This window comes from Paenibacillus sp. PCH8, from assembly GCF_002968835.1.
Classification (GTDB): Bacteria; Bacillota; Bacilli; order Paenibacillales; family Paenibacillaceae; genus Paenibacillus.
This window is the reverse complement of sequence record NZ_PKQK01000004.1, coordinates 226,130-243,781: the sequence shown is the minus strand read 5'-3', so window position 1 is coordinate 243,781 and position 17,652 is coordinate 226,130. Positions and strand designations below refer to the sequence as shown.

11 protein-coding genes and 1 riboswitch are annotated in these 17,652 nt (G+C 48.1%); all 11 genes read right to left on the bottom strand.

What is annotated here, in order from left to right; translation table 11 throughout:
* Positions 1-33: 33 nt before the first annotated feature.
* The 11 genes from treR to C0Q44_RS22645 all read right to left on the bottom strand — a co-directional run bounded on the left by treR (position 34) and on the right by C0Q44_RS22645 (position 17,568).
* Positions 34-744, bottom strand: a complete 711-nt coding sequence (gene treR / locus C0Q44_RS22695) for a trehalose operon repressor (protein WP_105409497.1) — start codon at positions 742-744, stop codon at positions 34-36.
* Positions 745-1,011: 267 nt separating this feature from the next.
* Positions 1,012-1,812, bottom strand: a complete 801-nt coding sequence (locus tag C0Q44_RS22690; RefSeq protein WP_105409496.1) for an S-layer homology domain-containing protein — start codon at positions 1,810-1,812, stop codon at positions 1,012-1,014.
* Entirely contained in the window at positions 1,779-6,491 is a 4,713-nt protein-coding gene (locus C0Q44_RS22685) for a fibronectin type III domain-containing protein (protein WP_105409495.1), read from the bottom strand. The genes C0Q44_RS22690 and C0Q44_RS22685 overlap by 34 nt, the downstream gene beginning before the upstream one ends.
* Before the next feature lie 26 nt (positions 6,492-6,517).
* On the bottom strand, positions 6,518-8,521 hold the full coding sequence (locus C0Q44_RS22680) for an OmpL47-type beta-barrel domain-containing protein (RefSeq protein WP_105409494.1): 2,004 nt from the start codon (positions 8,519-8,521) through the stop codon (positions 6,518-6,520).
* A 173-nt stretch (positions 8,522-8,694) separates the two neighbouring features.
* Positions 8,695-9,351, bottom strand: a complete 657-nt coding sequence (locus C0Q44_RS22675; protein WP_105409493.1) for a carboxylesterase family protein — start codon at positions 9,349-9,351, stop codon at positions 8,695-8,697.
* 9 nt (positions 9,352-9,360) lie between these two features.
* Positions 9,361-10,383 (bottom strand): SDR family oxidoreductase, encoded by a 1,023-nt coding sequence (locus C0Q44_RS22670; protein WP_105409492.1) that lies wholly within the window; start codon positions 10,381-10,383, stop codon positions 9,361-9,363.
* Between the two features lie 96 nt (positions 10,384-10,479).
* Positions 10,480-10,905 (bottom strand): cupredoxin domain-containing protein, encoded by a 426-nt coding sequence (locus tag C0Q44_RS22665; protein WP_181151138.1) that lies wholly within the window; start codon positions 10,903-10,905, stop codon positions 10,480-10,482.
* A gap of 204 nt (positions 10,906-11,109) precedes the next feature.
* On the bottom strand, positions 11,110-12,063 hold the full coding sequence (locus C0Q44_RS22660; protein ID WP_105409490.1) for an EamA family transporter: 954 nt from the start codon (positions 12,061-12,063) through the stop codon (positions 11,110-11,112).
* 107 nt (positions 12,064-12,170) lie between these two features.
* Positions 12,171-12,281: riboswitch (purine riboswitch) on the bottom strand.
* A 149-nt stretch (positions 12,282-12,430) separates the two neighbouring features.
* Positions 12,431-14,659, bottom strand: a complete 2,229-nt coding sequence (locus tag C0Q44_RS22655) for a DEAD/DEAH box helicase (protein ID WP_105409489.1) — start codon at positions 14,657-14,659, stop codon at positions 12,431-12,433.
* The gene (locus C0Q44_RS22650; RefSeq protein ID WP_105409488.1) at positions 14,656-15,999 is read right to left on the bottom strand and encodes an ATP-binding protein; all 1,344 of its coding nucleotides are present in this window, start codon (positions 15,997-15,999) and stop codon (positions 14,656-14,658) included. Before C0Q44_RS22650 ends, C0Q44_RS22655 begins: the two co-directional genes overlap by 4 nt.
* 6 nt (positions 16,000-16,005) lie before the next feature.
* A complete protein-coding gene (locus C0Q44_RS22645) occupies positions 16,006-17,568 on the bottom strand; it encodes a TerB N-terminal domain-containing protein (RefSeq protein ID WP_105409487.1) in 1,563 nt (520 codons plus the stop codon).
* Positions 17,569-17,652: the final 84 nt, after the last annotated feature.

The following is a 17,652-nucleotide window of genomic DNA, read 5'->3' as shown; positions in this document are numbered from 1 at the left end:
AAGGTACTCTCTTTGGTTGAATTTGATGGAAATTCATCTGCGGCGTGCAAAATCCACAAATCTGAACTTGTCCGGTCGATGCCTCGACTCGGTGTACTGAAATTGACTGGCATCCTCCAGGTACACCTGGCTTCTCACCACAACCACATTGTGGAACCCTTCAAGGTCAAGTAGTTCCCTGTCCTCAGCGGTGGGTTCTTCCACCAGGATCTCCTTCTTGGCAAAAGAAATGGATAGTCCCAGTTCTTGTTCGATGTACGCATAGATAGAATCATTACAGATCTCTCTGCTGAGCCCTGGAACAAGTCGCTGGCTGATGTAGTCCTTGTCCAGAATGACATGTTCTCCATCCACTTTCCGCACACGTCTGATCTCCCAGACCTGTTCATTCAGACCAAAGTTAATCTTCTTGTACAGCGTCTGATCCACTGGTTGTTCCTCAAAAACCTTCACATACGTTTGAGCCCGATGTCCCATTTTTTGGGCCAATTCCTTGAAACTAACCAAACCTGAGATGGGAAAATCGATCTTGCGAATGTCCAGTACAATCGAACCTTTGCCTTGAATCTTCTGGATGTAACCTTCTTCGTATAACATTTTTAGCGCTTTGCGAATGGTTTCTCGAGACGTTTGATATCTCTCCGATAGATCCAATTCGGATTGAAGCAATGTGCCTGCCTCAATCTCACCCGTCCGAATTCGTTCTGCAATATCTTCGTAAATTCGGATAAATTTATTATTCATTATTCATCACCATTGTTCATTACCCTTTTTATCATATTAGCAACCTATTATAGCATTAAAAACAAATCGAGCGGTAATGTCACTCTTAGGGAGGATTAGGGCGTGTCTGAAAACTCCGAAGAAAGCAGATTTTGCCGAATTTTCGTTCCAAGCAAGGAAGTTTTTCGCAGGCGTGCCGGGGCACGTCAAGGGAAAGTGACGCAGCAGGGGGCGAAAAGGCGGTAAAAGATGCACTTCAGCGAGTTTTGAGACACGCCCTAGTTCAATTCAATCTAGATTTGACGATCTAGCGCTGATCCGTTCGTCACTCGATCTGTTTGATTCTTTCTCATCCATGACTTGAATCAGTTTCTGCAAACGGAAAATGAGTGCTGCGGCTTCCGATCTGCTCAGATGTTGCATGGGACGGAAGCTGCCGTCCTGATATCCTGTAATCATGAACATACCTGCCAGTTCCTGCACTTCTTCTTTGGCCCAATCCGATACATCGGTCTGGTCGGTAAAACTTCTTCCGGAATTCAGTGGTTCCGGTCTGATTTTACGGACAACATTCGCTATAATCTTGGATGCCTGTTCCCGCGTCACCAGCGCATACGGAGCGAATCTTCCATTCCCCATGCCATGAACCATATCACGATTAACGGCTGCCTTAATCTCAGCTGCAAACCAATCCTCATCGTTCACATCCTGAAAACCATGCTGGTCATTCCATGTGGGTTCAATACCCATCAATCGCACGATCAATGCGGTGAATTCCGCACGTGTGATGGGACGACGTGGTTCGAATCGAGTTTCACTGACACCTTGAATGATATTCTGTTCTGCCAGCCAGGTAATCTGGTCTCTGTTGAACGTTTGGCTAATATCGATAAATTTAATACTCTTTTTCGTCGATGTCGTAGGTGGCTCTATCGGTTCAGGTCGAGGATTTGCCTCATCAGAACGATCCGATGTGTCGGGTGTGCTTCCACTTGCGCTGCCACCGCTCCAAGCGGGAGGTGGATATGGAATAGTCGTGGCTGTTGCCGTCTTAATTACACTCTTTTCCCCGCCGAATTCTCCGTCCATACAGCCACCTCATACTGTTGCTCCGCATTCAGTCCGGTCCATATATAACTTCGTTCTGTGCCACGGTATATCTCACGATCTTTATGAGTGATCACAATCACCTCATTCTTTCCTTCCAGTTCCCAGTTCAGCCTAATCGTGCTGGTCCCTAGCGCTATTGCTGCGACTGTCAGATCCCCGGATGGCAACGTCTCGAATGTCGGAACTTCAACTGACTCACCGTCCCCTGCCTCATTGAATGGAATGATTGAAAAGTCAGCATAATGCTCAGCACTGTTTAATTCAGATACATGTATGGAAGTTTCCATTGTCGTTGCCATAAGTTCTTCATTGCGAAAGATTCGATAACCCGCAGCACCCGGAATCAGTTCCCATACGATGTCGGCACCATATGTGGAACGCCCCTCTACAACTGGAGGAGAAATCGCGCCACCAGGCAAGGTCATTGTAGTAAGATAATAACCACCATCACTACTGCCCGTACTATTCATGGTTTTAACCGTATAGATATAATTTACACCTGGTTCGAGCCCCGCATCATCATAGAACAGTTCATCTGCTGGAACACGAGCCACTTCCACACCGTCCCGCTCAATGATGAATTGTTCGGCACCTTCGACCTGACTCTGATCCAATAGAAGACGAATGCGGTCCTTTGCCGAGTGATACTCCACTTTGGAGGGAGAAGCCGGTTTGGTTAGAACTGAATATGCCAGCTTCGCCGACGCATCTCCCTGATCATTCTCCGTGAACATTTCTATCTGGTACCACTTACCGGCATTCAGTTGATCTGCGACATACTCTCTTTGTTTGCCTCTATAGATCTCGGTACCGTCAAGTAGTACGATGTATGTCTCGTTAATATAGGGGAATTCCCATTCCAGTTTAACGTGATCTGTCTCTGGATATAGCTTCATTTCCAAAGAGTCAACATGAGGCAAAGTGTAAAATGGTGTCACAGTCATTGGGCTTCCAGCACCGGCCGTATTATAAGGAATAATCTGTACCTGATCATATAATGTTGCACTCTCCAGATGAGTTAACCTTACTTCCGTGATGTGCTCTTCTTCAATAGTGGCGAAGACTTGATCTCCGATACGTATGATATATCCCTCAGCACCTTGTACCTTCTGCCAAGAGATAAGCCCATCCTTTTCGCCGATCATACGTGGATTCAAAGCTTCAGTAATCGTTGCAGGCAAAGTTCTTAACTGAACTTCGAAACCGGAATCGCTCTCTCCGGATGCATTGAATGTTTTGATTGTGTAGGTGTAGCTCTCTCCGGGTGTTAGTCCGATATCTTGAAATGCAGTCTGATCTGCTGGAACCTTAGCCACTTCAACGCCGTCCCGGATAATAATGAATTGCTCCGCTCCACGTGTGGAGCTTCCAGTCAGGTCCAGAGCCGCCGTCTGATCTGTTATGTGAGCAATGCCCGCTGTCTGAGGCGATATGGGCTTCGTCAAAACCTGAACCCGAACGGGATCTGAACGATGCCCCTCTTCATTTATAGCGATGAGTTCGAATTCATATGCTGTGCCGTCCAGCATACTGGTCAGATGTACAGAAGGTTCCGACACGCTCTCCACCTCTCCGGTTCCCAGATTGCGAATGTCATAAGCGGCCGCTCCCTTCACAGCTTCCCATGTCAGATCCAGCGTATGCGTTCCAGCATTTATCGTAATGCCTTCTGCAATCAGGGGTGAAGTTTGAGTCATCCTATCAAAGGCTAGCGGCTCACTCGCACCACTTGCATTGACTGCTCGGATTACGTAAGCATATTTCGTTCCTGGCGACAGATCCCTGTCCTCGAACCGGGTTACATTCGCATCCATCCGTGCGATTCCTCTCCCATCTCGTTCAATGATATAATGATCTGCTCCTTGAACACCTATGTTGCTGAAATCCAGACTGAGACTATTCTGTGTCACATCATGTACTCGAACTTCAACGGGTTTGCCTGGCAAAGTCAACACGGAGATATCCGTCGCTTCAGAACGAGTCTTTTGACTGTTGACCGCCCAAAGGACATAGTGATGCCACGTTCCATCCTGGAGTCCCGAAATAGAGGCCTCATTCTCCATTCCTCTGTAAATCTCCCGGCCTCCCTGTTCAATCACGTATTCAGCAGCCCCTTCCACGACAGACCAGGAGACTTTCGCACGATGTACCTCAGGGTCAACCAGCACGTCTGAAGGCGACATCGGTTTGGATAGTCGGATGAGCTGTGCAGTTTCACCAGTACCGGAACTATTCACGGCCTGCACTTCCAAAGCATACTCCGTACCGGGCAACAACCCTTCAGCCGTGTAAGCAAGTTCCGATGTTCTGCCCACCTCGGATCCATTGATTCTCACAACATAGATATCTGCCGTTTCTACAGCTTGCCATGTAAGTCCCATACCCGTTTCACCCGTCCACGTGACATTCAGTCCTTCCGGTCTGCTAGGCAGGGTAAGAACCGTACTGCTTGTAGATGCACTGTACCCGGCAGCATTTCCTGCCTGCACTTCATAAGTGTACTGACGACTACTGGACAGATGATGGACTGTTAGTTGTGTGTCTGATACCTCATGGCTCTGCCCATTGATGACCACACGATATTTTGTTGCTCCTGCAACGGGATCCCAACTCAAGATTGCTCCTTTTTCCGTTACCTGCACAACGTGGAGTCCTGCTGGGCTCTCGGGTAGTGTTGTTCCTGCGACTGAGCTGCGAACTCCTTGTCCACTTCCGTTCACTGCCTGTACATCCAGTTGATATGTTGTTCCAGAATCCAGTCCCTCAAAGGTCCATTCCTGGGTTCCCGCAGGAATGGTCCCCTTCTTCTCTCCGTTCACCCACAATTCGTATCGATCAGCTCCTCTTACTGCGTTCCAATCCAGACGAAGGCTCGTTCTGGTAGCATCCGATAGATTTAAGCTGGACACCGGCCCAGGTAACGTCTTGAGCAAAGGTAATCCAGCGAGTGGTCCAGGCCCTGTTTCATTGCCAGCAATTAGCTCGTAGCTGTAATCCGTTCCGCTATCCAGACCCGTATCCAGATATTCCGTCTGTTCTCCTTCATATATGGGTGAACCATCGCGCGAAAGTCCATAGTATGTTGCAGAAGTTACCGTCTCCCAAGCTAAAGAGATATCATGCTCTCTGATCTGAACCGCCATAAACTCTCCGGGCGCTGCCGGTAGTGTCAGGAATCCGGTTCTGCTACTTGCACCTGTACCACTCTCATTCATAGCCGTTACGGAAATGGTATGAATGGTTCCAGGAACGAGGTTGCTGATATAAGGAAGGTTTGCAATATCAGATACCGTCTGATCAAATACGGGGATCCCGTCTGAAGTATCTGCAATGATGCGATAAGCGTCAGCCCCCGGAACCGAATCAAATTGAATTTCGGCCAGATCTGGCTGGGAATCCACTTTCCGCACATGCAGTGTTCCTGGAGCCGCAGGAATGGTCAAGACCTGAACGGTTACTGCATCACTTACTCCGGTATGATTCCTCACTCTCACTTCATATTCATACACTTGACCACCGGTTAGGGAATGATTGCTTACGCTGTGGTTAGGATACTCCAGTGTCCATGTCTGTCCTGTCGTTCTATTCGTAATCTCATACTGATATCCATCGGTATACCTTTCACCTGTCGGCAAGTCCACTGTAAGTTCAGCCGAGGTCTCACCGATCTGTGTCACTCTTACCTGACTTGGTTGCTGGGGTTTGCGTTGGATCTGATAAGGTGAGGATGTTGTTTGATATGTATTTCCTGCTCTGTCTGTTGTTCTGGCATGGATGTACCAGATGCCTTCCGATTCAATGGAAATCTCATGCTCGTCAGAGCGAGCTTCAAGCCAATGATCCGGTGCCTCTGTACTGTTCGTCACTTGATAGAATCGTTCCAACTCCTGAACCCCTGAGTGGGCATCGGCATAATGAACTGTAGTGACTATATCCGTTTCCGTCCATTCTTGTCCGTTCAGTGTATATGCAATTGTTGGAGCAACCTGATCCACATAGGCGGTACGACTGACCTCCTTGCCCACATTCCCAACAGCATCCCTGGCTCTTGCTCGAATGATCGTAGCCCCATTTGTGCTCACCGTACCCGTGCTCCCTGTTATATAAGGGGCACCATCCAGGCTATATTCATACGAAATTGCTCGTTCATCCATACTTCCAGCGATGGTAAAGCGAACATCTTCTTTGCTCCACCCATTCTGGCTCAAACGAATGACTGGCTCGGTTGGAGCTGTCTTGTCAATTCGAACAGTAACCTGTGCCACTGTGCTTATATTCCCTACATGGTCAAGAGAGCGCGCGTACACGATCGTCTCTCCCTCATCCGTAACCTTCACTTCCCCGGTGTAATCGATCCAGGGGCCTTGTTCATGTAGTCGATATTGGCTTTTGGCAAGTCCGCTGCCTGTATCTTCACCACTGGTTATTGCAATAGTTACATCCTGATTCGCCCAGTCCTGCTCACTTAATGTAATTCTAGGCACTTCGGGCCCAGTCTTGTCAATGCTGGCCGTTGCCGAAGTGGAAGCACTGACATTGGCGGCCCGATCCACACTTCGTGCGTAAATTTCGGTTACGCCTTCGGTACTTAGTGTAAAGGGATTCTTGTAATCAATCCATTCAGCCTCGCTTCCAAGCCTATACTGCGTCAGACCCATTCCGCTTCCTTCGTCTGTACCCTCCGTTAACGTGACAACGACCGACGCTTTAGTCCATCCGGGGGATTCAGTGAAATGACAGGTGGCGTTGGTGCCGTCCGGTCTACCCTGGCTGTTACAGCCGTTTCCTGTCCTGTATTGCCGAAAGCATCAATACTGCGTGCAATAACAGAGGTATTGCCTTCTCTGCTCACGGTGAACGGGTTGCTGTATTCACGCCATTCTCCTGTCAGACCGACTTTAACTTCAGTCCTCTGAGTTCCACTTAAGCCATCCTTCCCCTCTTCCACAGTGACAAGAACATCTTCCTTCGTCCATGAGGACGGAGTGACTGTAACAGAAGGGGCCGTTGGTCCCGTCGTATCTTTGATCATTCCACCAGCAGATATATACGAAGTCTGTATCCCTTCTCCATTTAGCGCAGCCGCATATACTTCATATCTTCCGTCCGCAAGTCCGGTCAGAGTAAACTCTGTACGTGTGGAAGAGGTTGTTCCTGTGACAAGGACCTGCCCGCCAGAGTTGCGAATTTCCGTTTTGTAATGGGTGCCTGCAGGGTTGCCGTTAGGATTCCAACTCGCTATAACGGAGTTCCCCGATTGAGTCACTGCCGCAACAGAGGGCGGATTAGCCAATGTATACTTGGAGGTTGGACTGGAGTAACCCGTGAAAGAGCCGCTTGAATTCTTGGCACGAACAGCAAAAGAATAGCTGGTATTAGCAGTCAATCCAGTCATCTGACGGCTGTTCGATGTACCTGCATCGAAAATCTGATTCGTTGTCATATTCTTCAACTCATACGTAACCGATGCATCATTCGCTTTTTTATCCCAGTTCACTGTCAGGTTATTAGAGTTAACTAGTGTGTATGTTGGCGTTCCCGGCACAACAAAACTTCTCACTGTAAAGTTAACCGTTCCTGCCGAGGACACCCCACCCTTGTCATCCATCACCCATACTTGTAACGTATGTGTACCGTCTGTAAGCGTGTCAGGCAATGTATAGTTGGTGTTGAAATTCTGATTCGAACCTGTAGCCGTCATCTGTGTCAGCGTATTCTCAGCCCCACCATCAATCGACCATTTAACAGTCAACAGATCACCTGCATCGGTATCGCGCGTTGTACCGGAGATCTGAAGTTGCTCTCCTTTGTAGTAGGTTTGACCTGAAGCCGGTGCCATTAGTGTAAATGAAGGGGGAACATTTTGGGGGCCGATTCCCACGATCGTTGAAAATTTGCGTGAAGCCTGATTCTCCGTTGATTTGGCATTCCACCAAAATTGTGCAGCTGTATCACTCGACGTAACGATCTGACCCGTACTGAACGCAGAAGGCGATGAACCTCCTGTTAGCTGGGCGCTGTCCGGGCTACTGTACTGGCCCATATATATGCGATCTGCATTCACAACATTGTACGTATTGGCATAAAAAGCTGTGACCTGAACACCTCCACTGTAATTACGCCATCCATTCTCTATGACTTCAAACGGGGAAGCGTCATTGCCGTTCACCATCGTATCCCAATAAAACGTTCCTCCCAAACTCAGTGCCGATCCACTACGGTTGATGGCTTCCAGTTCAACCTTCATGTACCCTCCCTGTGACGTGGCATTCACAATGGATACACGTAAAATGTATTCGACATTGTCCTTTTGCCGGGACATTTCAATCACATTATTGTTGATTCGGTAATAATTAAGCGGCAACGATTTGAAGTTCACCGGAGATCCATTGTGGTCGATAATGGTAGATACATTCCCTGTATCGCCACCGTAAAATACATTGGTGTTCGGCAGTAATACGATTCTGTATTTACCATCACTGTTCATCTCCACTTTCACCTTGGAGGATTGCACTGCCTTCATTCCGGATGTATCGGTTACAATTCCGATGGTTTCAATACTTTCAGCCATGACAGTGCTCGCACCCCATTCAAGCAACAGGGCTTGAGGCGATAATAAAGCAAACGCCAAAACCACTTTGGTTAGCTGTTCCGCTTGTTTCTTCACTCGTTTTCCTGATTTTTTCAACGTCTGCTCTCCTTTTTGGCACACCAAAAAAGGGAGGCACCCCAACAAAGGAACGAAGTCCTAAGTTGGGGTGCCTCCCCTAACAAGTGTCATTTTTTCTTGATTATAACGATTCAAATAAGGAAAGTAAATACTCAAGAATTCTAAATCACTTCAGTTCATGAATAATTAGTTTATAAAGTATGGCTGAGAAACCACTTGTACAGTTCAGGATTGTCGTACGTCTCGGTCCATGCATTATGATTGCCTTCGGGGTATACCGTAAGCTTCACATCTGCGTTTAACGCTTCGAGCGCATTCACAATTCCCTCTGATTCCGAAAGCAATACGACGTCGTCCTTGGCCCCATGGAATGCCCAGACCGGTACATGCTGCAATTCTTCCGCTTTGGATGGATCTGCTCCTCCGCAAATCGGAGCCACGGCAGCAAATACGTCAGGATAATCCATTGGCAAATGCCATGCTCCGTACCCACCCATGCTGAGTCCAGTAAGATATACCCGGTTCTGATCAGCAGGATAGTTCTGCAATACATGTTCCACAATCGCCATAACGACCTCTTTCTGCATCGCCCACAACTCGTTCACTGGACATTGCGGGGAAATGACAATAAACGGGAAGCTTTTGTCCTGGTCAGCAATATGTGGAATTCCATTTTCTTTGACCATCTCCAGATTATTTCCTCGTCCTCCAGCACCATGTAGAAATAAAATGACGGGCCACTTCTGGTCGACAGCAGAGGGGGCCTCGGTTTCAGGAATGTGCAACAAATAGTCCAATGTGACGGTTTTAGTCATTTCTTTTACAAATTGATGACCGGTTTGGGACATATAGACGCCTCACTTCTCATCTCTTATTTTCAATAACGCTTCGTCCAATGCTCCAACGACCCGGTCACACCAACCATCAAATTCCGGATCTTCGGTCTGTAATTCAGGATGCTCCAGAATGTGCTCAATCGTACTCCGAATGCCCTGATCAGCTCTTGTCGTTGCTACAAATTCCGGCACAAGCCGCTTCAGCTTACTGTTATCGAACACAACGGTATTGGCCTTGTCTCCCAGCAAACCCCCGCGAAGATCCTGTTCACTGCATGCGGCCAAGAACTCCGATGGTACATGAACCGCATGAAGCTTAACACCGAGCACGCCAGCAATAATTTCATGAATCTGATTCCAGGTGACTGACTCGTCCGAGGTAATATGTACCGACTCACCAATCGCATGGATATTCCCCATCAGTCCAATGAATCCTTTGGCAAAATCCGTGTTGTGCGTAATAGTCCACAGCGATGTGCCATCTCCATGGATAATAACAGGTTTGCCTTCAAGAATGCGCTTCAGAACCTGCCAACTGCCTTGAGCCCCATGAACACCGAGAGGTACCGATTTCTCCCCGTACGTATGACTTGGACGCACAATGGTCACGGGGAATCCATGCTCTCGATACTGCTTCATCAGGTAATCTTCACATGCAATCTTGTTACGGGAATACTCCCAGTATGGATTCGATAATGGCGTTCCTTCCGTGATCCGGTAATCTGCCAAAGGTGTCTGGTACGCCGACGCCGAACTTATAAAAATAAACTGCTTCGTTTTATCCTTGAACAAACGGTAATCTCGCTCCAATTGAGACGGTACAAAGGCGATAAAGTCTGCGACAACATCGAATTCGAGATCAGCAATCAGTTCCGCTACGCGTGTCTCGTCATTCATATCCGCTTGAAGTACGTTAACCTCCGCAGGCAACTCATCATTATGATTACCTCGATTAATCAAATAAAGTTCACAGCCTTGCTTCGCAAGCATTTTCGTAATCGCCGTACTGATGGTGCCTGTCCCTCCAATAAATAGCGCTTTCATTCCGCCACCTCCAGATCGATTTTACTCACTCCCTCATGATATCACGCACCAAAAAAAGGAGCAAAGTTCGGGGACCCGAAACCATGCTCCTTCTGCTTATACGACCTTAATCGTTGCGTATATCATGTACATACCACAGTGAATTTCGTATTCTCCCTTAGGCAGATCTTTGTCGACAGTATAATAATTGGGTCCCTTTTGCATGTATAGATCCATGCCAAGCTTTTGTGATCCCACCGATTTGACATGGGTAACCGACCGGGTCAGAATAAAGTTGATTTTGGTCGGCACACCCGCTTTCACCTCGATAACGTCTGGTCCAAAACCATCGTTACTCACGTCCACATCAATGACTTCATATCCCTTCAAATCCTCCGGTGTCTCGGCTTGTGCAGTTACCGCGCTACCCGATCCCGGGGATACGTCTTTACCCATAAAATAAACCAAAAATGATCCAAGCAATACAACAACAGCCAGACCCAGTGTTAACAAAGGCCATGCTTTTCTAAACCAGCTATTCATATAAACACTCCTCATTCAATGTCCCATCATGATTAATCTACAAATGGATGTACCCATTAAGCATACCTGATTCGCATGACAAAGAAAATGACCCCTCTGGGCTATTGTTGCCGAACAGAAACTCCCAATAGAAAAAGCCTGATTTCTCAGGCTTTTATCCTTGTATTCCCGTTCAACCACCGCAATATCCACTTCTTACTTCACTCAGGAATATGACGGTGTACTTCGACTACGTCTCATCCGTAATTTATACAACTCTGGCAGGGCTACACCAATCAGCACGACAATAACCCCGAACCATTGCAATCCACTGACATGTTCATGGAGCACGATAGAGGACAGCAGCACTGCAATCGGAAGCTCCACTGCACCCAGAATTCCGGCCATATCTCCGCCAATATGAGGAACGCCAATCGCGAATAGAACGGGTGGAATGAAAGCACCGAAGAATCCAAGCAGCAGTCCGAACACAAGCAACTGGCTCCAGATCAATCCGTTAAAGAGGAAGGTCGGTGGGAATAAAATGCAGAGCAGGATCAATCCGCCTGTAACCATCCACGCACTGCGGAAGGCTGGATGCGCGGAAGGTACCGCTTTGCCGCTGAACAATACGAACAGGGAGTAACTTACCGCTGCCATCAGTCCAAGAGCAATACCCAGACCATTAAACTCACCCAGTCCCTGTTCCAGGAAACCCGCTGCCAGCAAAGTTCCGCCGAACAGAATGATTAACGTCATGAACGTAACTTTGTCTGGACGTTGACGCTTGCTTACAGCCTGAATCAATACGCTAATCCATGTAAACTGAAACAACAGAATAATGGCAAGAGACGCTGGTATATAACGCAAAGACTGATAATAGACGAGACCTGTAATGACCGTTGGTGTACCGGCAGCCATCAAAATCAGGCGTTGTTTCCACGTTAAGCGTTTGAACACCTGTGATACGGCTGCTGATGCTTTACCATTAGCCTGTGACTTGCGTTTAGATCTAACTCGTGTGTATAGCGCTAGCATCCAGGACAGGAGAAAACCTGTAATCAGTTGTGTTCCCACAACCTCTCCAAGTTGGTATCCTTCGCCGTAAGCCAGAACCACAATCGTGGATAATATGCCATAGCTCATCGCTCCTGCGAGAACGGACAGATAATATTTCATTCGTGAATAAACCTCCTGATGATTGAAAAATACGTCCGCATGTTGGGTTCATGCCAAGGTCACAGACACCAGCCAAACGCAAAAAATCCTAACTACGAGCAAGGAATAACTTGATTCCTTGGCATCGTAGTTAGGAAGTATAGGCTTCCCGTAGAGACCCTCGCCCTGTGTACACTTTCGGCCTGCGAGGTTATACGAAATGATATATGCAATTTGGTGTTTTCCGTGTGTGACGACTTTTCATATATTACATGGGAGGTGAGAAGCTGTCAACCCTATGCACTATTTTAATTTAAATTAGGAATATTACATCGGGTCACTATGATTGCAGTACGATCTTCCGATCGCTTTTATCCCCAGATTACCTTTATTCCTTTGGTTCATGGGCGAAATTCGCGGAGTCCCATTCCAGTGTTTGCTGCAAACCTGCTTTTAGTCCATCCAAGTCCAGTCCATCCACGGCAAATGCCTCACGAATCAAAGGTGGTGCCACGAATTCATCATACTTGCCGAGATAAGGTGCTTCGTCTTCCGCAAGTAACGCAGATGCGTCCTCTGCCGTTCGACACTCACTCATGATCTCGGCCAACAAAGTCCGTTCATCAACCTTGCCGGATACGACAAAATAATACGGCTCCATGGGTACAACCGAGCGCAAAGCAAGCTTACCGGACAAGTTATGCTTCATAAGTCTCTCTAATGTACGGAATGACTTGCTTCCTACCCAGGGAAGCACATACATGGAATCTCCGCCCGCCGGAATGACAACCTGCTTCAGCAATCCGCTCTCGCGTGCGAGGCGACGTGCTCGTTCCAGACGATTAACCGCTTGTGGAGACAGGTAAGGATAGATCACCGATTCGGATAATACTTCACGCATTTTCTGTACTACCGTCGTATGAATGTCTCCACCCGCGCCAAGCCATAACGTATCCACTTTACCCTTGGCGGACTTCACATATACAGCTTTGTGCTTGTGATCGACCTCTTCCACTTTCCACAGTTTACCTGCGAGCGAGAAGCAATAGCCCGGTGGGGGTACCGTTGTAATGGAACCAATTTCTTCGGAGCCGTTCAGCACTTTATGTTCCTCATCGTCCTTGAACACCGCGTAGAAGCGATAATTATTCACGATTTTCTCACCCGTCAGTCCAATGATCAGTGTTCGCTCCTCTGTCCATTGAAGATGATCCGTCTCAATAAGATAATTCAGGAAAGCCTGATATTGATCAGGTCTGATCAATGCGAATGGGGCCAGCGACAGAATCGCTTCCGCAAGTTCTTTCGGCTCCGCCTCTCCCATGCTCTTCAGCATACTCATCGTCTGATGATAAAGTACACCAATGGGCATCTTCCGGGCTTCGAGCGGCTCGACCCACTTGGTCTTGACATACAATTCAATCACAGCAATTGCCCGCATCAACGTCCAAGGCATTCGTGCAGGTAACTGCGCCTCTTCATCCTCTTCCTCCGGGCAGACAAAAAGCATCTCCGATGCCATGTCCTCCCGTCGCCCCGAACGTCCCAGACGTTGTACAAAGCTGGATGCACTATACGGTGCACCGAGCTGAACTACACGCTCCAACTCACCCAGATCGATACCCAGTTCGAGTGTGACCGTCGCCGCAGCAACGGCTGGCCCCGATCCAGTTCGAAGAGCAGCTTCGGTCTCTTCCCTTAACATGGCTGAGATGCTCCCATGATGCACATGGAACACATCACGTTCCTGTCTGCGAGCAGCGACCCGCCGCATCTCAAGAATAGTGACTTCGGCATCGGTACGGCTGTTCGTGAAGATCAACGCTTTTTTGCGATGGGTACTCTCATAGATGAAATCATAGTAGGCTTTGCGCGCGTTATGAAGCAGTTCCGCCTGTTCTTCGTCCTGTGCATCCGGAAAAGAAAAATGTTCCACCCGCAGTCGCAGCTTGCGACCACCAGGAGAAGAAACCACATCCACATGCTGCTGCGTTCCAGCAGCAAGCCAGGCTGTAGCCGCATCATAGTCACTAAGCGTAGCCGATAGGCCAACCCTACGCGGCGTACAACCAGCCATACGCTCTATACGGGCCAATTCGCTCAGTACCTGAATGCCTCTGTCCGCCCCCATGAAAGCATGTACCTCATCGATGATGACATACCGCAGATCATGAAACAGCGCCGGGATCGCATTCGGTCGATTCATAAGCAGACCTTCCAGCGATTCTGGCGTAATCTGAAGCACTCCGGACGGATTCTTCATCAGTTTTGTCTTCTCCGCTTGAGGTACGTCCCCGTGCCAGTGCCAAACTGGAATATTTCCTTCGGACAAAAGATCCTTGAGACGTTCGAATTGGTCGTTGATCAGAGCCTTCAAAGGCCCTATATACAAAATGCCAACCGACTTGGAAGGCCGTTCATGCAGCTCGGTCAATGCAGGAAAAAAAGCCGCCTCCGTCTTGCCGGAGGCCGTGCCTGCCGCAATCAGCATATGATGCGAAGTATGAAAGCAGATATTACAGGCCTCAATCTGGGCAGGCCGAAGCGACTCCCATCTTTTTTTATAAATAAATTCCTGGACAAATGGTGCCAGCCGGTAAAACGGATTCTCACTCATAATTCAAACTCCGCCAGAAAATCGTCTAGATCATCCGTACCTGCGGAGGGTTCTGTTCCTTTCCCCGTTTCCTGAGATTTGATAGCCCGCTCGCCGAGTAATTGAGTGTAGGTTACTTGGGGATTCTGGTGGAGCGTATGCAGTACATCCATAAAGTCCCTGACCACTTCCCGCGTCGTCAACAATTCATCCGCACCCAGTCGGTTCACCGCCGTTTGCATAAAATCAACCAATTGTTCATCCGTCAGACCTGCACTGTATCCAAAATGCAGGGCATGAATCTGTCGCAGCTTCTGGAGCAGAATCAGAATCTCTTCATGTGATAACATCGCCAGCTTCAGGATCGGGCCCGTATAATTCGCATACTCTTTGGCTGCATAACGACCATCAATAAGTCTGGAGCGGAGGGCTTCATAGCTGTATAACCCGCGCCGTTCATCCTCCACAAATTGCGGCGTACCGCCCACAAATATGCCCAGGTGCTCCGCCTTGCCCTGCATCGTATCATTGAACATGGTCAGCAATTTTTCGTAGTTGCTTTGGCGGGAGACACTGTTTGTAATTTTGTACAGATTCACCGCTTCATCAATGAACAAAAGCAGTCCTTTATAGCCTATGCGCGCTGTAAATTCAGACCACAATTTGAAGTAGTCATACCAGTTGTCATCGTCAATAATAACCCCGACAGCGAGTTCTTTTTTCGCTTCCGTTTTGGTTGCATATTCTCCCCGAAGCCAACGAAGTGCTGCCTGTTTACGATCGTCATCCGCCAGCTTGTACCCGTTCCAGTACGAAGCCAGCACCTTGGCAAAATCAAAGCCGTGAACCAGATTCTGCATCTCAGCCGTCACCGCATAGATCTGCTTCTCCACCTCCAGCGGCAACGCCGGATCATCCGGGCGCAAGTTCTGACTCTGCATTGTTGATTGTTGCAGACCTGCGATCCATTTTTGCAAAATGGGCTCCAATGCGCCTCCATCCGGTCGTGTACGTGTGGATAGACGGATCATCAGTTCGCGATATGTCGCAAGCCCCTGGCCTTTAGTGCCGACAAGCCTGCGCTCTGGTGACAGATCCGCATCGGCCACAACGAAATTCCGATCCATCGCATAGTTACGAATCATCTGCAAAAGAAAGCTTTTACCACTGCCGTAACGGCCAGTAATAAGTTTGAATGCTGCACCACCTTCGGCAATATTGTCCATATCCCGCAAGATCGCTTCCACTTCAGACTTACGACCAACCGCAATCTGCTCCAAACCGATTCGGGGAACAACCCCTGCCGTCAATGAATTCACAAGAGCGGTGGTCAGTCGCTTGGGTATTTTAAGTTCTGTCATTGCCCATCACCTCTTCACATGTTCGAACACATCTATATAATCAGAAACGATCCGATCACCATCGATTATCAGGTCACCGATTGTTTCCATAGCTACATCATTAATTTCATCGAGCACATGCGCAGGCATCGTTCCATAATGTTCAGCCACACGCATGAGCTCCATATCTGGATTCTCACCAATCAGGGCGTAAATGGCCTGCACATGCGGAGGGGATAGCCCTTCCGCAAAAAGCAACCACTCTTCATCCAGATCTGTTGCGGCAGACTCGTCCCATTGCAAGGCGAACATCTCTACTGACATTCCAGATGTCGCAATGTTTTGGGTTTCTCTTGCAAGAGATGTTTCTTCTGTTGCTGTTACCGGTGTATCCATCAGATTAGTTGCACTCGTTATGTGGTTTACGTCTTGGTCCCTGTCTTCAGCAGTGTGATTATCCTCTGTCGTAAGCGCCATTCGCACATACTCACTTTCCCGCTGTAACGATGCAAGCTTCTCTGTATCAATACGAATCACTGGTTGTTCCACAGCCTCCGCCTGAGCATTCGCAAAGGCTATATCCAGATAACGTTCAATCAGATTCGCAAGTTCCGGTTCAAGAGTCTGTCCGCGCAGTCGGCCCCTGAAGCCGAGCAGTTCACGCCATTTATTCTCAGTACACCGATAGATCCGGGTGACCATCTGCACAAAATCGGTATGCTCACCAATGGGCATATACTTGAACGATACCGACCTCCCATAGATCGAATCATCATACACCCCTTTTCGAAACAACACGCGTTCCATTGTACGTTCATCGCTTGGTCCCAACACCGGCATTAATCCAGCTTGTCGCGTACGCTCCAAATACGAATGAACCAAGGGCATCACCCGTGGAATGTACTGCTCCATTACTTCTTTACCGCCATCTCTGTAAAATTTGCTAAGTGTGATATCGTAATCATAATATCTCTGCCACATATTTAAAGAGATATCCGACACCTTATCCTGTAACATGCGCTGTAACTCCATATCCAGCATCTCTGCTGGCAAATAGCCACCCGAAAGATCCATGACCTCGGATAATGACATCTGCAACGAATGAACCAGTACGTAATCGACCATCCATTCTTGCATGTATATATTCAGTTGAGGAAGTCGTTCTCGATAGTTCATCCATAAACGTTTCAATTGTTCATAGCCATCCCGGGAATTGGACCAGCCAATGCCGTTAAGTAACTCATAGATATGAATGAATAGATAAGACAGATCGGTATCCGGGTATTTTTCCTGACGTACTTCCGTCCTCCAATACATATACCATTTGCGCTGGGCTTCGTTCATCACACCATACGTTGGCCAGTAACTCATGAAGGGAACCCACGGGGATATCTCTCCCTCTACCTCTGCCAAACGACTCGCTTCTTCAACAAAACGTCTCTCCGAGGACAATATGCCTCCCCGATGCTGCGCCACATCATACGCGCCTTGCACCAATGTTGAACGATCAGGAACCGGAACAGCTGCTGTTGCAGGTTCTTCACTCAGATCCATCTCCATAAATTCCAACTGTCTTGAATCGTCTTTCATATAACGTTGTTTCACCCTCTTCTAAGACAGAATACGAACAAGTGTATCCATGGAGATCATTATAACACGATACAAAAAAAGAAG

What these genes read in the sequence shown, in the direction of transcription:
- treR (WP_105409497.1), bottom strand. Translation starts at nt 744, where the DNA reads ATGAATAATAAATTTATCCGAATTTACGAAGATATTGCAGAACGAATT.
- C0Q44_RS22690 (WP_105409496.1), bottom strand. Translation starts at nt 1,812, where the DNA reads ATGGACGGAGAATTCGGCGGGGAAAAGAGTGTAATTAAGACGGCAACA.
- C0Q44_RS22685 (WP_105409495.1), bottom strand. Translation starts at nt 6,491, where the DNA reads ATGGGTCTGACGCAGTATAGGCTTGGAAGCGAGGCTGAATGGATTGAT.
- C0Q44_RS22675 (WP_105409493.1), bottom strand. Translation starts at nt 9,351, where the DNA reads ATGTCCCAAACCGGTCATCAATTTGTAAAAGAAATGACTAAAACCGTC.
- C0Q44_RS22670 (WP_105409492.1), bottom strand. Translation starts at nt 10,383, where the DNA reads ATGAAAGCGCTATTTATTGGAGGGACAGGCACCATCAGTACGGCGATT.
- C0Q44_RS22665 (WP_181151138.1), bottom strand. Translation starts at nt 10,905, where the DNA reads ATGAATAGCTGGTTTAGAAAAGCATGGCCTTTGTTAACACTGGGTCTG.
- C0Q44_RS22660 (WP_105409490.1), bottom strand. Translation starts at nt 12,063, where the DNA reads ATGAAATATTATCTGTCCGTTCTCGCAGGAGCGATGAGCTATGGCATA.
- C0Q44_RS22655 (WP_105409489.1), bottom strand. Translation starts at nt 14,659, where the DNA reads ATGAGTGAGAATCCGTTTTACCGGCTGGCACCATTTGTCCAGGAATTT.
- C0Q44_RS22650 (WP_105409488.1), bottom strand. Translation starts at nt 15,999, where the DNA reads ATGACAGAACTTAAAATACCCAAGCGACTGACCACCGCTCTTGTGAAT.
- C0Q44_RS22645 (WP_105409487.1), bottom strand. Translation starts at nt 17,568, where the DNA reads ATGAAAGACGATTCAAGACAGTTGGAATTTATGGAGATGGATCTGAGT.